Here is a 14,499-nt window from a genome sequence, read left to right as displayed (position 1 = left end):
TTCAACTATGCATTAATTTCAAGAAATCTATCAATATCCTTGTTATGCCCAAAAATAACCAATCGATCAGATGCCTCAAGCATTTGTTTTGAATCCGGAACCCCTGAGATATGGTGCTCAGTAATTGATTTCCCATCCTTAAATGTCTTGATCTCTTTTTTAACAGTGATAAGGCTTAATTTATACTTATCCCTAAGGTCAATGTCACCAAATGTTTTATTAATACAATTGGATGGGCTATAAATTTCTGCAATTCTATGATCATCGGGTAATTGCAGGTAGCTTACAATACTCGGGTTCAGCATTCGTTCAGCGACAAGTATCCCTACTTCTTCTTCAGGACTAAGTATTTCCTTAATACCCATCTTCTCCAGGATTATCCTCTGAGCTTCGCCATTTGCCCTGGTAATGACACGTTTGATGTTCAAATCCAACAATATGGATGTACATAATAAACGTTGTTCAAAATCCGAACCTATAGCCACAACAACGGCATCAAATTCTTCGATATTCTGCGACTGCAACGCTCGTTTGTCGGTAGCATCCAGCGCTACAGCATAGGCTACATCATCTCCGATACTATCAATGATTTCTTCATCACTATCAATCGCCATTACTTCATATCCTTTATTGGACAATGCCCGGGCGATTGCTTTTCCGAACTGACCAATACCAATGACGGCATATTTATTGGAGGCCATACAATTTTATTGAGGCGGTAAATTTAGTGTAATATCCTGCTTAAAACAACATATACAAACAATTGTGATTTTTTCAAATATTGATGGAATCAATAAAAAATGATGGGGAACTTCCTATTCAGGAAAGTTCCCCATCCCAGCATTAACAACCGTAGTTGCTAATCTGGCCGGATTATTGCCTCGCAGAATCCCTTTTACTCCCTGGAGAGTGATTGGGTAAGTGATACTTCAGACCGAAGCCTTTCATCAACTTAGGTTTTCTTGTCCATTGTGTCATTTCTCGCGAAAATGTTCCTTCCGGACAATCATAACTTCCTGATCTTTTGAGAGAAACGTGAAGTTATGCACCAATTTCTGCGGTTGAGGCTGCTGCAGGAGGTATTTGCTTTCACAAACGCACCGACAGCCGAATCCTAAAACCTGATGCCAGTATTTCAGGACCTCATTTCCCGGATTGCCCGGCCTAAACCGAAAATCTCTTGATTTCTTTTTGTTTCTGTCGCCAGATCCATTCTCGAAATTAGGGAAATGTACCTCTGCTAACCCGGATACCGATTCAAAAGTTTCCCGTAGAAAACTCCCTGAACGTATGATTGCTGATTATTAATGGCTAGATCCTTGGCTTCTTTTTCAGGTGAGTGATCTTTCGATACTCTCGCCTGTTGTATCTTTTTCTGTTGTTTCCAACAAAATAAAATACTTTAGTTACTTCAGACCTGAAACCTTATGTTTGTTCTCCTCTTTCGAGTATTACATTCAGAGGTTTCTTAACCATTAAATTTCAAGCATTCATGCTAACAATATCTTCCTTAACAGTTTCTCTTTGCAGAGGGTTGCTTTGGAATTCGAAAAGAATTTTTCTTTTGATAGAATCACCCTCTTCTTTGCCAGCTATCCTGATTAAATCCGGTGAATTAAAATTAATACCTGGTGACCACTAAAGTCAAGTGTTAATCGATATTTTACTTCACATAATTTGAACTTAGGATATGAACAATTGTTAATAACGGTTCACATATGTTTTATCCAGTATATCAGTGTTTTAGGAAGATTAACTTATGATGATTACAATATTTTGATTTCTGGAATACCTTTTTTAAAGCTTATTATCAAGCATTTTATGGTCGTCCCTGAATACTTCTGCCCATGATCCAATTTCAAAACCCAGCGACTTCCAAGTAGGTCACCGATTTCAATCTCATCAAGATTGCCCTGCGAATCATTAGAGAAAACCTGGAATTGATAGATTTCTCCGATTTTATATTTTGGGTGCTCTGGTTCAAGAAAGATCCTTCCTGTACAATTTATTTTCGATACCAGGCAGGAAATGCGGCTCATTTTCGCCATCGGATAATTGGCATAGGGTGAAGCTTCCAGGAAATGTTTCATTCTGTTTGGATCTGATAAAATGAAATACTCCTTATGATCCTGAAGCATAACCTTGTCTAAGATCATGAATTCATATGCAAACCCTTCCTGCAAATGGATTTTATCTTCATGAAGAATTGGCTTAGTCATAACGATTCGTTTACTGCTCTCTTATTACTCTTTTAACTCCTTTGAGTTTTGAAAGCCTTGCTGTGATAAGATCAAGATGAGATTTACTGTCAACGTTTATGGAAATTGTGCCTTCAAATTTTCCCTGGTTAGAGTTCAGGTGAATGGACCTGATATTTGCATTCAGGTCTTTTGTAATAATATCTGAAATGCTATTCAACATGCCCATTCTATCTTCACCGGTGATTTTTAATGTGGCAATATACGAAGTTACTTCTGCATTTTGAGCCCACCTTGCAGAAACAACCCTGTATGGATACCTGCTCAGCATTTGAGGGGCATTAGTGCAACTTGTGCGGTGAATCTTAATACCTTCAGCTACTGTTACAAAACCGAATATTTCATCACCCAGCACCGGCATGCAGCATTTGGATAATTTGACATCAGCAAGAGGAGTATTTTCATTGATTATGACCAGTGTTTTATGGGTTAATTTCTTTGAGACCTTCTGCTCATTTTTGGGGAAAAGTTTTTCAACAGGTTTAAGATCTTCTGCCTTAGGTGATGGATTTAATGCTTCCCTAGTTTTCTGAAGATCATATTTTTCCTCTGCTATCCCATGAAACAGATCGAGAATACTAGCTGCTTTAAAATAGCTGACCAATTTATTTCCTATTTCATCGGAGTAATTGATTTTCAACTGGCTGAGTTTTCTCATTAGCATACCTTTCCCAATATCAGCCCTGGAGAATTCTTCATCTTTCAGGCATCGTTTGATCCTGGTAATTGCTTTAGTTGTAGTTGCATAAGTAAGCCAATCCTTATTTGGTTTTTGGCTTCTTGAAGTTATTATCTCAACCTGGTCACCAGTTTTCAAAACGAATTTCAGAGGTACATAAAGGTTGTTAACCTTTGCTCCAGTGCATTTTTGCCCGATTTCAGAATGAATATCAAATGCAAAATCAAGTACAGTTGCTCCGGCTTTTAACTTCTTCAGATCACCCTGGGGAGTGAAAGCATAAACATAATCTGAGAACAATTCCATCCTTGTGGAATTATCCATCTCATCTTCTCCAGGTGTATAGTTCTCTAAAATTGACCGGATGTTTGCCAACCATTTTTCGGCCGATTCTTCAGCATTTGCAGTCTGTTCCTTATATTTCCAATGGGCAGCCCTCCCCTTCTCAGCGGCTTCATCCATTCGGGCAGAACGAATCTGCACTTCAATCCATTTATCTTTAGGTCCATGCACCGTAGTGTGTAAAGACTCATAACCATTTGTTTTTGGAGCAGAAATCCAGTCTCTTAACCTGGATGGGTTAGGTGGATAAATATTGGTAACCAACGAATAGGATTTCCAGCAATCGGATTTTTCATCTTCTAAAGCACTTTTTGTGATTATCCGGATGGCAAAAAAATCAAAAACCTGTTCGAAATCGATATTCTGTTTTTTCATTTTATTCCAAATAGAAGGAATCGATTTTGTACGGTATTTAATCTCGAAATCCAGTCCATTCGACTTCAGTACATCCTGAATAGGGCTGATAAATTGCTGAAAGTATTTTTGTTGCTCTTCCTTGTTTTCTTCAATTTTTATTGAAATTCTATTAAATATTTCCGGATATGAATGTTTCATGGCCAATTCTTCGAGTTCATTCTTGATCCTGTACAGGCCAAGTCGATGAGCCAAAGGTGCATACAGTCCGGAAGTTTCAGAAGAAACCTGGAGCTGCTGTGATTGAGGCAATAAATCAATGATTCTCATCAAGTTCAAACGATCAGCCAATCGGATCAGGATTACACGAATATCGGTTGACATGGTCAAGAGTAGTTGGATAAAATTCTCTGAATTGATAGAAACTTTATTCAACCTTAATGCTGTAATTCGATGAAGATTGGATATAATAGCAGCTACTCTTTTCCCATATTTCTTTTCTATGTCCGGCATTTTTTCATTATCCAGCAATGGCACATCCTCAAGCAATGCCGCGATAATGCTGGTAGTATCGAGTTCCATTTCTTCTGCAACAATTCCGGCAACAGAAACTGAATGAATGAAGTATGGGTCCCCATTTTCTCTCAATTGATCTGCAAAAATTTCGATGCCATCCAGAAAAGCTTGCCGGATCAATTTCCTATCTTGCTTTGAAGTAATATGTTTGCAGGATGTGGCCAGCAGTTTGTACTGGTGCCGGATCACTTTTCTCTGATCTTTATCTGTAATAGAATTTATTTTCATGATGTTCTTTGCATTCTTAGTATGAAAAGTATATCAATCTTATGACTTCACTCTGGCATAAAAAACGCCCTTTTGAGAGGGCGTTTAAAGTCGCTGGAGTTTAAAATCGCTTTTCAGCTCACTTGACCTTTACGCCCACTTTAGGTTTAGTTGTGGGTTGTGTATTATTATTAGCCGGATCAGAGGGAGGACTTTGGGTGTTTGTATTAACGGCCTTTCCCTGTTGATAATACTTCATCGCTTCCGGGAGGAAGGATCGTATCTGTGCTATCCGTCGTTCATCACTGGGGTGAGTACTAATGATTTCAGGTGGTTTGTTGCCTCCCTGAGCAGCCATTTCCTGCCAGAAAGAGATGGCACGTTCCGGATTATAACCAGCCATTGCCATAAAGATTAAACCTAACTTATCTGCTTCCAATTCATGTTGACGGGAATAAGCCAGCTGGCCAAGTTGTGATCCCACTCCGTAAGCCATCATGAAGATGTCCTGGGTTTGCTGCGGTTTTTGTTGCATGGCTACAGCCAGTGAAATACCACCTAACTGGATGGCAAGCTGCTGGCTCATTCTTTCATTTCCATGATCAGCAACAGCGTGGGCTATTTCATGTCCCAGAACAACAGCCAGACCTGCATCATCTTTTGTCAAGGGTAAAATACCTGTGTAAACAACCACTTTTCCACCTGGCATACACCATGCATTAACATCTGCACTTTGTACTGTGTTGAATTCCCATTTATACCCTTCAATCCTTTTAGAGAATCCATTCTCATTCATGTATTTATTCACAGCTAGACTTACTCTCTGTCCAACACTAGTTACTAATGCAGATTGCACAGTGGGTGGATTTACGGGAGGATTATCTTTAAGGAATGAAGTATAAGATTCGTTTCCCATCTGAGCCATTGTACTGGATGGTAGCAACTTAATTTGTTTTCTTCCTGTAATAGGTACCTTTTGACAAGCAGTAACTAATAATAATACAGCAAGCATAGAAATTGACACTCTGATAAGTTTCATTTAGTATGTTTTTAAGTATATAAACATTCAATTTACTATTATATATACATTGGTCTATGAAGAAATGTTCTCCAATTCTTACGAAATTTGGGTTATTAAGCCCCTGCGTTTCATCTCATCATGAAAAGCTTGTAACTCCGACATCTCTCCTTTTTTTACGGCACATTTCCCATTTGTATGAGCTATTATGGCGCATTGTTCTGCCTGTTCTGCCGAATGCCGGCAAACCTCCATTAAAGACTCAATAACATAATCAAAAGTATTAATGTCGTCATTAAAGAGGATGAGTTCATTTCCCTGGTTTTCAATATCCAGAGGATTAAGAGAGAAATCTTTTTTTTCTTTAATCATGACTAAAAATGTTACTGCAAATTTAGGCAATTACTCTCAAAATCTTATTCATACCCTGATTGTAAAACCTATTAAGCCTATTTTTGTTTCTAATATTATATCCAGTTTATCAAAACATGTACCAGATCGTATGATGTCAGAGAATTCCCATGATCTCAAAAAAAATAATCTTGCAGAAAGAATTACATCAATAAAGCAACGTTGCTCCCTACCCTTACCCGGAACTGATTCACATTGGCAGATGGCTCCTGCTGTAAGAAAAACTACCTTGCACACCACTCCACCTTCTGATGCTATTGTTAGTAGTGTTTTAATATTGTTGTATCCATGGAACCAGCAACTGTTCACCGTAGTTATGCAAAGGCCAGAGTATGAAGGTGTTCATTCTGGTCAAATAAGTCTTCCGGGTGGTAAATCAGAACAAGGAGATGAATCGCTTGAGGCTACAGCTTTGCGTGAGACTCAGGAGGAGATGGGCATTGACATATCAAAGATTCATATATTGGGTACCCTAAGCCCATTGTATATCCCGCCTAGCAACTATATCGTGTATCCTTATATTGGATTTTCTGAAGAAAGACCAAGGTTTATAGCAGATCCGATAGAAGTGAAAGAAATCATTGAATTCAACATAGAAGACATTCTGAAACCAGAAAATATCGTTCAAAAGCAACTTCAGTTTAGAAATGATTACACTATGGATGTTCCCGGGTACCGCATCGGGAATCACTTTATCTGGGGTGCTACAGCAATGATCTTCAGTGAAATGGCTGAAATACTCCGACAAATAGGAAATTAATTCTGACCATCGTCAAGATGTTTGGGAAATACTATTTCTTCTGATAATATACGATTTTACCATTGAGAATTGTATAGGCCACTTTTGTTTTCAGAATTTCATTTTCAGGGATTGAAAGAATATCTTTATCAAGAACAACAAGGTCGGCATATTTATCAACCTCAATACTACCCCTGTATTGTTCTTCAAATGCTGATTTTGCCGCCCAAAATGTAATACTTTTCAGAGCATCCAATCTGGATAGAGCATTCTCTTTTTGAAAGCCATCCTGGGGATTCCCATCAGCATCTTTCCTGCATACTGTTGCATAGAATGTAGCTAATGGATCAATATTTTCGACAGGGAAATCAGTGCCATTAGCTAACCAGCCATTTTGCATCATAAGTTTCTGATAGGCATAAGCATTTTTCAAGCGGTTGGTTCCTAATCTAGTGCGGGCCCAGGCCATATCAGAAGTGGCATGTGTACCTTGAACAGAGGGTATTATGGAATATTTACCGAAAAGATCAAAATCTTTTTCATTCACAACCTGTGCATGTTCTATTCTCCACCTGAGATCATTTTTTTCACCCAGAAAACCAGCATAAATGCGTAATACTTTTCTAATTGCTGAATCACCTATCGCATGTGTGTTCACCTGGAAGCCACTTTTATGTGCCCTGTTGCAGATATACTTCATTTCTGTATCCCGAATGGCCATGATTCCTTTATTACCAGGATCATCTGAATATGGCTGAAGCAAGCATGCTCCCCTGGAACCGAGGGCCCCATCAGCATAAATCTTAACTGAACCTACTCTCAAAAAAGGAGTTCGATATCCACTACTCTTCATAAAATAATCCATATTCTCTTCAGTAGGGTTAATCATGGCATCGATTCTCATTTGAAGCGCACCTGACTTTAACAAAGTATCATAAAGTAAAATTGTTTCCTTATCGATTCCTGCATCATTAACACCTGTAAGGCCTACTTGATAACAAAGGGCTGCTGCCTGTTGAAGTAATTCAGTCATTTCAGTATCAGTTGGCTGAGGAATAACAGCCTTTAGAAGGTCAGCTGTGTGTTCCAGGAAAATACCGGTGGGTTTTCCCTCAATCAATATTGCTTCCCCTGAAGTAAAAGGAGGATGCAAACCAGCTTTCCTGATTGCTGCATTATTTGCCAGGACAGCATGTCCATCAACACGAGTGAGAACAACAGGAATATCAGGGAAAAGACGGTTAAGCTCTGCATTGTCCGGGAATTGTTTTCCCGGCCATTTGTTTTGGTCCCAGCCTCTACCCATCACCCACCGATCAGGATAAGTTGTATGGTAGTCGCTGATGATGGAAAGAACATCTTTAAATGATTCCGCTTTACTGAGATCCGCATATCTCAGAAATTGAGCAAAGCCTGAAAAATGAGAATGTGCATCAATAAATCCCGGGTAAACTACCATGCCTTTAGCGTTGATATTATTATCAGACCAGTAACGACTTCTGATATCAGCATCATTTCCAACTGCAAGGATTTTACCATCCCGAATGGCTAGGCTAGAAGCTTTACTATCGGTACTATCCAGAGTGTAAATCAGTGTATTATAAATGATCAGGTCTGCTTTCCTTTTTAGATCATGGCAAGAGTTAAGCATCAAAAAAGTAGTTAAAGTGAACACAATGGTGAATATTGGTCTCATAAAATCAGGTATCTCTTGAATAATAAGTTGTAAATTTATTATTTATCTGCATAGTCCCGGCAGAAAGAAAAAGGAAGTATTCGTGTATATTTCAGGATGATGTGTAAGATAATTAACAAATTCTTACAATAATTGTTAGTATAAATAACTGATTGATGGCCTAAGCCGGCTGGTTTTTTTTACATTTGCTACCTTAATTCAATAAACCATGAACAAGTCCCTATTAACCCCAAAATTCCTTTTTATTCTTAGTGTAATTTTTATCGGGGCCATGTTGCGTCTAATTCCCCATTGGCCAAACTTTACTCCAATTGCTGCAATTGCTTTATTCGGAGGGACTTATTTAAAGCGTAAAGATCTTGCTTTTATCATCCCTATAGTAGCTATGCTGTTGAGTGATGCCATCATAGGTTTCCATGAGGTAATGATTCCTGTTTACATTAGTTTCCTTATTATAGTATCGATGGGTTTCCTGTTGAGAAAGAAGCTGGGAGCTTTAAATATTCTCTCTGCATCCCTTGCTTCATCTACAATATTTTACCTGATTACCAATTATGGATCCTGGTTAACCGGAATGATGCCATATAGTCCTGACTTTCCAGGTTTATTGCAAGCCTATATTGCAGGACTCCCCTTCTTCCTGAATGGAATAATTGGAGATGTTTTCTTTGTTTCTGTATTCTTTGGAGCTTATCACCTGGTTACCAGTAAGAGTGAATATTTTGCCAGGTAAATAAAGTCTTTATATTTGAGAAGACTCCTGCCTAAAAGCAGGAGTTTTTTTTTATTCAATAACTAGTGCTATGTTTCAATTCTACATTTTACATATTCATTGAAACGATGAATAATGGAGAAAATGTTGTTTCGTTTCAGGTAAGGTCAATGCAGAAGTTTGATAAAATTAAAATACCTTTGTATATTCATTCGGCAGCATTGACTTGAATGGCAATCAAAATAATAATAAGATGAAACTTGTTGGATTTAAGACAGTTAAGCCTCGTCAATTCAATTATAAACCACTCTTTTATAATAAGGAGCAGGAAGAATTTGAGCAACGTCTGCACAGAGCCAGGTTAGCAGGAGAAAATAATGATGAGACTTCGCAACTAAGAGAAAAGATGCATCAAAGCTGGAAGTTGAAGGAGAAAATGGAGCGCAAACAATCTGGCACAAGAAAACTTATTATTGCTTTATTCCTGGCCCTACTGTTGCTATATTTTATTTTCGTTGTCTAATTAGCGCAAAACATAAAGCTTTTGTGCGTACCTTTTCTAAGTAATATTTACCATGTCCGATTTCATACGGTTACTTCCGGATTCTGTTGCCAACCAGATTGCTGCTGGTGAGGTGATTCAGAGGCCTGCTTCTGCCGTGAAGGAATTAATGGAAAATGCAATTGATGCAGGAGCAACACAAATCAAACTGATTATTAAAGATGCCGGGCGCACGCTAATCCAGGTAATCGATAATGGTACAGGTATGACTGTTACTGATGCCAGGATGTGTTTTGAAAGACATGCTACTTCAAAGATCAGAGAAGCCAAAGACCTTTTTGCTATACGTACACTTGGATTCAGAGGAGAGGCATTAGCTTCAATAGCAGCAGTTGCCCAGGTGGAACTCAGAACCCGCAAAGAAGCGGATGAATTGGGTACTTCAGTGATTATTGAAGGATCCAGAATTAAAAGCCAGGAGTCTGTGAGTTGTCCGAAAGGGACCTCCATTTCAGCAAGGAATTTATTTTTTAATATACCCGCCAGACGAAATTTTTTGAAGTCAGATTCTGTTGAATTCAGGCATATTCTGGAGGAATTTCAACGAATCGCCCTTGTACATCCGGATGTTGAGTTAAGCCTGGTTCACAATGAGAAACCGGTTTTTCAACTTAGTAAAGTCAATCTCAGACAACGGATTGTTCATCTTTTTGGCAGTAATATTAATGAAAAGCTTTTACCAGTAGATATGAAGACTGAGCAGGTTCAGATATTCGGATTTATTGGTAAACCAGAGGCTGCAAAAAGGACGAGAGGTGAACAGTATTTTTTTGCCAATGGAAGATTTATCAGGCATTCCTATCTTCACCATGCTGTGGAACAAGCGTTTGAAGAACTGCTTCCGGAGTCTGCGATTCCTTCTTATTTCCTTTTTATTGAAGTTGACCCTCTCACTATAGATGTCAACATACATCCTACCAAAACAGAAGTAAATTTCCAACACGGTCCACTTTTGTATGGATCGATGCGATCAGCTGTTAAACATGCACTGGGAATGTTTACCCTTACTCCTATCCTGGATTTTGAAAGGGAGGCTATATTTGACCACCCTTTACCACCGGGTCATGAGGTGAAAGCTCCCACGATCAGGATCAATCCGGATTATAATCCTTTTAATCAGGTAAAGCCTGTACTCCAGAAACCAACAGAAGGTCTGCGTGCAAACCGCGATGAATGGGAAAAGGTGTATGAAATTGTCAGATCTTCCAATGATCTGGAGCCAGGTGCAAACAAGTCAGAATTGTTTGAAACAGATTTATCATCAGCAACCAGGAATAACCATCCAACAGAATTGATGGTAAATTCATTTCCTGCTGCCAAACTTATTCAGGTTCAAAACCGTTATATTATATCCAATGTTAAATCAGGTTTACTAATTGTTGATCAGCAAAGGGCGCATGAAAGGATACTTTTTGAGCAGATTAGCACGATGCTCGAAAAGGAACCAGGAACCCAACAGTTGAATTTATTTCCGATAACCATCCAATTATCCATGGTTGACAGTGATATTCTAATTGAGATTAAGAATGATCTGTGTAAACTTGGATTTGATATTAATGAATTAGGAGGTGGTTCGTTCGTGGTAAATTCAATTCCTGCTTCCCTGCCAATAAAAGCAATAGAAGAATTCATTGGTGAGATTCTCGAAGATTACAAGAAAAATAAGGTAGAACCTGGATCTGCCGGTAGAGTGAAATTTGCAGGGATTTTGGCCAAAACAATTGCTATAAAATCCGGCAAAGTATTGCAGACGGAAGAAATGCAATCCTTGATTGATCAACTTTTTGCTTGTAAAGTACCAGATATGGCTCCGGATGGAAAGCAGATATTGCGGATTCTTAATCAAATAGAAATTGAAAAATTACTTCATTAAACACTTAAAATCAGCATGAGTTACGGACAATATAGCCCTACAGGATTCAGAGTCTTACCACCTGTTGTCAAGAATATAATTATTCTGAATATTTTGTTTTTCCTTGCCACAATCGGGCTTGGAAGTGCAATGAATATTGATCTTCAGGATTTACTTGGGCTTCATTACTTTGCTTCAAGTGAGTTTGCTCCTTATCAGTTCATTACCTATATGTTCATGCATGGGGGCTTTTCGCATATCTTCTTCAATATGTTTGCCTTATGGATGTTTGGTAGTGTCCTTGAGAATGTTTGGGGACCAAGAAGGTTTATAATTTTTTATATTTTTACAGGCATTGGAGCAGCATTATTACATTATCTCATTTTCTACATTCAAATAAATCCTGTGCTTCAACTCATGGAAGGTTTCATCAACGATCCTAACCTTGCAAATCTTCAAACCTTTATCTCTCAGCATAAATTCGCTGTCAATGAGAACTCTGTTGAAATGTATGATGAGTTTCAGCGTTTTTCATCCACACTTGATATTTTACAAAGAAACCCCGGTAATATCGAGGCATTGCAGGAATCAGTAAATTTTGTTTCTGATTATAAGGAGTATTATCTCAATTTGCCTACTGTTGTGGGTGCTTCGGGTGCAATCTATGGATTATTGCTTGCCTTTGGAATGTTATTTCCTAATTCATTGATTTATTTATATTTCTTTATCCCTATAAAGGCAAAGTGGTTTGTAATTCTTTTTGGAGCATTGGAATTAATTTCAGGCTTCTTCGATACTGGGGAAGTGGCCCATTTTGCTCACCTTGGAGGGATGATTTTTGGCTTTTTCCTGATTATCTATTGGAAAAGACAAGAAAAGAACCGAAGAAACAATAATTTGTATTAGTCCTAACTTGAAATAATGTAATCCTAAATGTTTCAGAGTGTTCCGTTAGGTGATAGAATCCGTATTTTTTTGAGAGATCATTCCTCATTAAACAGGTTGATATTGGTGAATATTTTGGTTTGGTTTATCATCAACCTCCTGAGAGTATTTCTTTTTCTTTTTCAAACGCCAGAGAATCCTATCGAAACTGAATGGATACTTGCCATTGAAAAGTGGCTTGCTGTTCCGGCAGGATTGGATCAATGGTTAAGCAAACCCTGGACCGTTATTACCTATATGTTTCTTCACCTGGATTTCTGGCATCTCCTGGTGAATATGTTATGGCTTTATTGGTTTGGGAAGATCTTCCTGGAATTCATGAATGGAAGACGATTATTATTCGTTTATCTTTTTGGAGGCATACTGGGTGCACTCACATTTATGGCAGCCTTTAATGTCTTCCCTGTCTTTAGTCAAAGCCTGGGAGTTGCAGTAGCTATTGGAGCGTCGGCTTCCGTGCTTGCGGTCGTAATTGCAACATCTACACTTGTTCCTAATTATGCAATAAACCTTCTTTTTATAGGACAGGTAAAAATCAAGTACATTGCACTTTTCATGATTATAATGGATGTTTTCATGCTGCGTTCCAGCAATGCAGGCGGACATTTTGCCCATTTAGGGGGTGCTCTTGCCGGTGTGATTTATATACTAGCTGTCCCATCCGGCAACTTTGCTTTCTCTGATCCTATTCGTAGTTTCCTTCGTAAAACAGGGCTGAGTAAACGAAAGATAAAACCTGTCTATAAATCAGGCAAACCATTATCAGATGAAGAGTATAATGCCATGAAGGCGCTAAGTCAAAAGAAAATAGACGTTATCCTGGATAAAATCGCAAAATCTGGATATAAGAGTCTGACTGAAGAAGAGAAAGAATTCCTGTTTAAGTTTAGTAACAAATAATGTAAGAACGCCTGAACCAACAAGGAATCATTGAATAGAAAATCATCTCAAATGAATTAAATAGAACCGCGGGAATCCGGTAATATATGGTGAAGAAGAGCAATGCAAAACCTAAAATTGTTAAGACATCAATTCCGACCAAGTTGATGATCTTCGTCAATATTGTCTTTGCTTTTCTGCTTATCTGTTCCTATATAGCCGCCAGAGTGTCTCCGGCTGATTTCTGGCCACTCGCATTTGCAGGCCTCTCCTACCCTTTCCTGCTTATTATCAATCTTTTCTTCGTTTTGTTCTGGATTGTATTCTTAAAGCGTTACTTTTTAATCTCACTTATTTGTATTCTATTGGGATACAATCAGTTCCATTCTTTTATTCAGTTTAGGGGAGCTTCTGAAAAAATTCTTGAAAAAGACGGCTTAAAAATCATGTCCTACAATGTGAGGCTATTTGACCTATATAACTGGAAAGACACAAAACTCGTTTCCAGGTCGAGGGATGGCATTTTTGAACTGATTGGAAATGAAAATGCTGATATTCTTTGTTTGCAGGAATATTATAATGGTAAGATGTATGCAGAGACCATCAAGAGCAAACTGAATGCAAACTATCATTATGAGGCCTATATTGACAACGGAAAGAAGCTGCTTCCATTCGGTTTAATCACGTTTAGCAAATATCCTATCATTTCCAGTCAGAAGATTTGTTACCTGAATACTTACAGAAATTTCTGCATAATAACTGATATAGCACTTCCACACGATACGGTAAGGGTAATAAATACCCATATGGAATCGATACGGTTTGGGAAAGAAGACTATTTATTTGTCAATGACATCACCCGTAATTCAGTGAAAAACAATGACTTTACGCAAGGATCGAAGTCAATTCTCTCAAAAATGAAGAATGCATTCATTAAGAGGTCTGTTCAGGTAGATGAATTATCAGCACTGATCAGTAATTCTCCATATAAGGTCATTCTTTGTGCAGATTTCAATGATACACCTACATCCTATGTGTACCGGCAAATTGCTAAAACGCATACTGATACATTTAAAGCAGCGGGTACCGGCTTAGGTCAGACCTATGCCCAGATCCTGCCTATCCTCAGGATTGATTATATATTCACAGATCGAACATTTAAAGTATTGGATTACAAGACCATTCACAATGAATATTCAGATCATTATCCCATTATTACTACTATCAGTACCAGGGAAGAATAATCCCTGTTCAAATCATTTTCTTGAA

The 14,499-nt window shown here is 38.2% G+C and carries 13 protein-coding genes; 7 read left to right on the top strand and 6 right to left on the bottom strand.

All coding sequences use genetic code 11. The annotated features are described in order from the left end of the window. Nucleotides 1–5: 5 nt before the first annotated feature. From IPH84_01105 to IPH84_01085, 5 genes are all read right to left on the bottom strand, one after another. Complete coding sequence (locus IPH84_01105; protein ID MBK7171839.1) at nt 6–701, bottom strand: TrkA family potassium uptake protein; 696 nt, start codon at nt 699–701, stop codon at nt 6–8. A gap of 1,065 nt (nt 702–1,766) precedes the next feature. After that, nucleotides 1,767–2,219 carry a hypothetical protein gene (locus IPH84_01100; protein ID MBK7171838.1) on the bottom strand — a complete coding sequence of 151 codons (453 nt, stop codon included), beginning with the start codon at nt 2,217–2,219 and terminating at the stop codon, nt 1,767–1,769. Nucleotides 2,220–2,229: 10 nt separating this feature from the next. Next, on the bottom strand, nt 2,230–4,437 hold the full coding sequence (locus tag IPH84_01095) for a bifunctional (p)ppGpp synthetase/guanosine-3',5'-bis(diphosphate) 3'-pyrophosphohydrolase (GenBank protein ID MBK7171837.1): 2,208 nt from the start codon (nt 4,435–4,437) through the stop codon (nt 2,230–2,232). A 118-nt stretch (nt 4,438–4,555) separates the two neighbouring features. Beyond that, on the bottom strand, nt 4,556–5,455 hold the full coding sequence (locus IPH84_01090; protein MBK7171836.1) for a M48 family metallopeptidase: 900 nt from the start codon (nt 5,453–5,455) through the stop codon (nt 4,556–4,558). Between the two features lie 78 nt (nt 5,456–5,533). Further along, nucleotides 5,534–5,806, bottom strand: coding sequence for an ATP-dependent Clp protease adaptor ClpS (locus IPH84_01085; GenBank protein ID MBK7171835.1), 273 nt, complete (start codon nt 5,804–5,806; stop codon nt 5,534–5,536). Between the two features lie 133 nt (nt 5,807–5,939). On the opposite strand from IPH84_01085, the gene IPH84_01080 reads away from it, so the two are divergent. Then, nucleotides 5,940–6,605 (top strand): CoA pyrophosphatase, encoded by a 666-nt coding sequence (locus IPH84_01080; GenBank protein MBK7171834.1) that lies wholly within the window; start codon nt 5,940–5,942, stop codon nt 6,603–6,605. Between the two features lie 31 nt (nt 6,606–6,636). Here IPH84_01080 and IPH84_01075 read toward each other — a convergent pair whose 3' ends face one another. Then, entirely contained in the window at nt 6,637–8,280 is a 1,644-nt protein-coding gene (locus tag IPH84_01075) for an amidohydrolase (protein MBK7171833.1), read from the bottom strand. Nucleotides 8,281–8,488: 208 nt separating this feature from the next. Between IPH84_01075 and IPH84_01070 the strand changes: the two genes are divergently transcribed. The 6 genes from IPH84_01070 (at nt 8,489) to IPH84_01045 (ending at nt 14,474) form a co-directional block, all read left to right on the top strand. Further along, nucleotides 8,489–9,013: a hypothetical protein gene (locus tag IPH84_01070; GenBank protein MBK7171832.1), complete on the top strand. Its 525-nt coding sequence runs from the start codon at nt 8,489–8,491 to the stop codon at nt 9,011–9,013. Nucleotides 9,014–9,245: 232 nt separating this feature from the next. Beyond that, nucleotides 9,246–9,515, top strand: coding sequence for a hypothetical protein (locus tag IPH84_01065; GenBank protein MBK7171831.1), 270 nt, complete (start codon nt 9,246–9,248; stop codon nt 9,513–9,515). 52 nt (nt 9,516–9,567) lie between these two features. After that, nucleotides 9,568–11,427: a DNA mismatch repair endonuclease MutL gene (gene mutL / locus IPH84_01060; GenBank protein ID MBK7171830.1), complete on the top strand. Its 1,860-nt coding sequence runs from the start codon at nt 9,568–9,570 to the stop codon at nt 11,425–11,427. A 15-nt stretch (nt 11,428–11,442) separates the two neighbouring features. Continuing rightward, nucleotides 11,443–12,312: a rhomboid family intramembrane serine protease gene (locus IPH84_01055; GenBank protein ID MBK7171829.1), complete on the top strand. Its 870-nt coding sequence runs from the start codon at nt 11,443–11,445 to the stop codon at nt 12,310–12,312. Nucleotides 12,313–12,417: 105 nt separating this feature from the next. Further along, a complete protein-coding gene (locus IPH84_01050; protein MBK7171828.1) occupies nt 12,418–13,251 on the top strand; it encodes a rhomboid family intramembrane serine protease in 834 nt (277 codons plus the stop codon). An 86-nt stretch (nt 13,252–13,337) separates the two neighbouring features. After that, nucleotides 13,338–14,474, top strand: a complete 1,137-nt coding sequence (locus IPH84_01045; protein ID MBK7171827.1) for an endonuclease/exonuclease/phosphatase family protein — start codon at nt 13,338–13,340, stop codon at nt 14,472–14,474. The last annotated feature ends 25 nt before the right edge of the window (nt 14,475–14,499 follow it).

The sequence above is a fragment of the Bacteroidales bacterium genome (assembly GCA_016707785.1).
In the GTDB taxonomy this organism is placed as follows: domain Bacteria; phylum Bacteroidota; class Bacteroidia; order Bacteroidales; family UBA4417; genus UBA4417.
Note: the sequence above shows the minus strand (reverse complement) of the source record. Positions and strands in the feature narration are given on the sequence as shown.

What these genes read in the sequence shown, in the direction of transcription:
- IPH84_01105 (MBK7171839.1), bottom strand. Translation starts at nt 701, where the DNA reads ATGGCCTCCAATAAATATGCCGTCATTGGTATTGGTCAGTTCGGAAAA.
- IPH84_01100 (MBK7171838.1), bottom strand. Translation starts at nt 2,219, where the DNA reads ATGACTAAGCCAATTCTTCATGAAGATAAAATCCATTTGCAGGAAGGG.
- IPH84_01095 (MBK7171837.1), bottom strand. Translation starts at nt 4,437, where the DNA reads ATGAAAATAAATTCTATTACAGATAAAGATCAGAGAAAAGTGATCCGG.
- IPH84_01090 (MBK7171836.1), bottom strand. Translation starts at nt 5,455, where the DNA reads ATGAAACTTATCAGAGTGTCAATTTCTATGCTTGCTGTATTATTATTA.
- IPH84_01085 (MBK7171835.1), bottom strand. Translation starts at nt 5,806, where the DNA reads ATGATTAAAGAAAAAAAAGATTTCTCTCTTAATCCTCTGGATATTGAA.
- IPH84_01080 (MBK7171834.1), top strand. Translation starts at nt 5,940, where the DNA reads ATGTCAGAGAATTCCCATGATCTCAAAAAAAATAATCTTGCAGAAAGA.
- IPH84_01075 (MBK7171833.1), bottom strand. Translation starts at nt 8,280, where the DNA reads ATGAGACCAATATTCACCATTGTGTTCACTTTAACTACTTTTTTGATG.
- IPH84_01070 (MBK7171832.1), top strand. Translation starts at nt 8,489, where the DNA reads ATGAACAAGTCCCTATTAACCCCAAAATTCCTTTTTATTCTTAGTGTA.
- IPH84_01065 (MBK7171831.1), top strand. Translation starts at nt 9,246, where the DNA reads ATGAAACTTGTTGGATTTAAGACAGTTAAGCCTCGTCAATTCAATTAT.
- mutL (MBK7171830.1), top strand. Translation starts at nt 9,568, where the DNA reads ATGTCCGATTTCATACGGTTACTTCCGGATTCTGTTGCCAACCAGATT.
- IPH84_01055 (MBK7171829.1), top strand. Translation starts at nt 11,443, where the DNA reads ATGAGTTACGGACAATATAGCCCTACAGGATTCAGAGTCTTACCACCT.
- IPH84_01045 (MBK7171827.1), top strand. Translation starts at nt 13,338, where the DNA reads ATGGTGAAGAAGAGCAATGCAAAACCTAAAATTGTTAAGACATCAATT.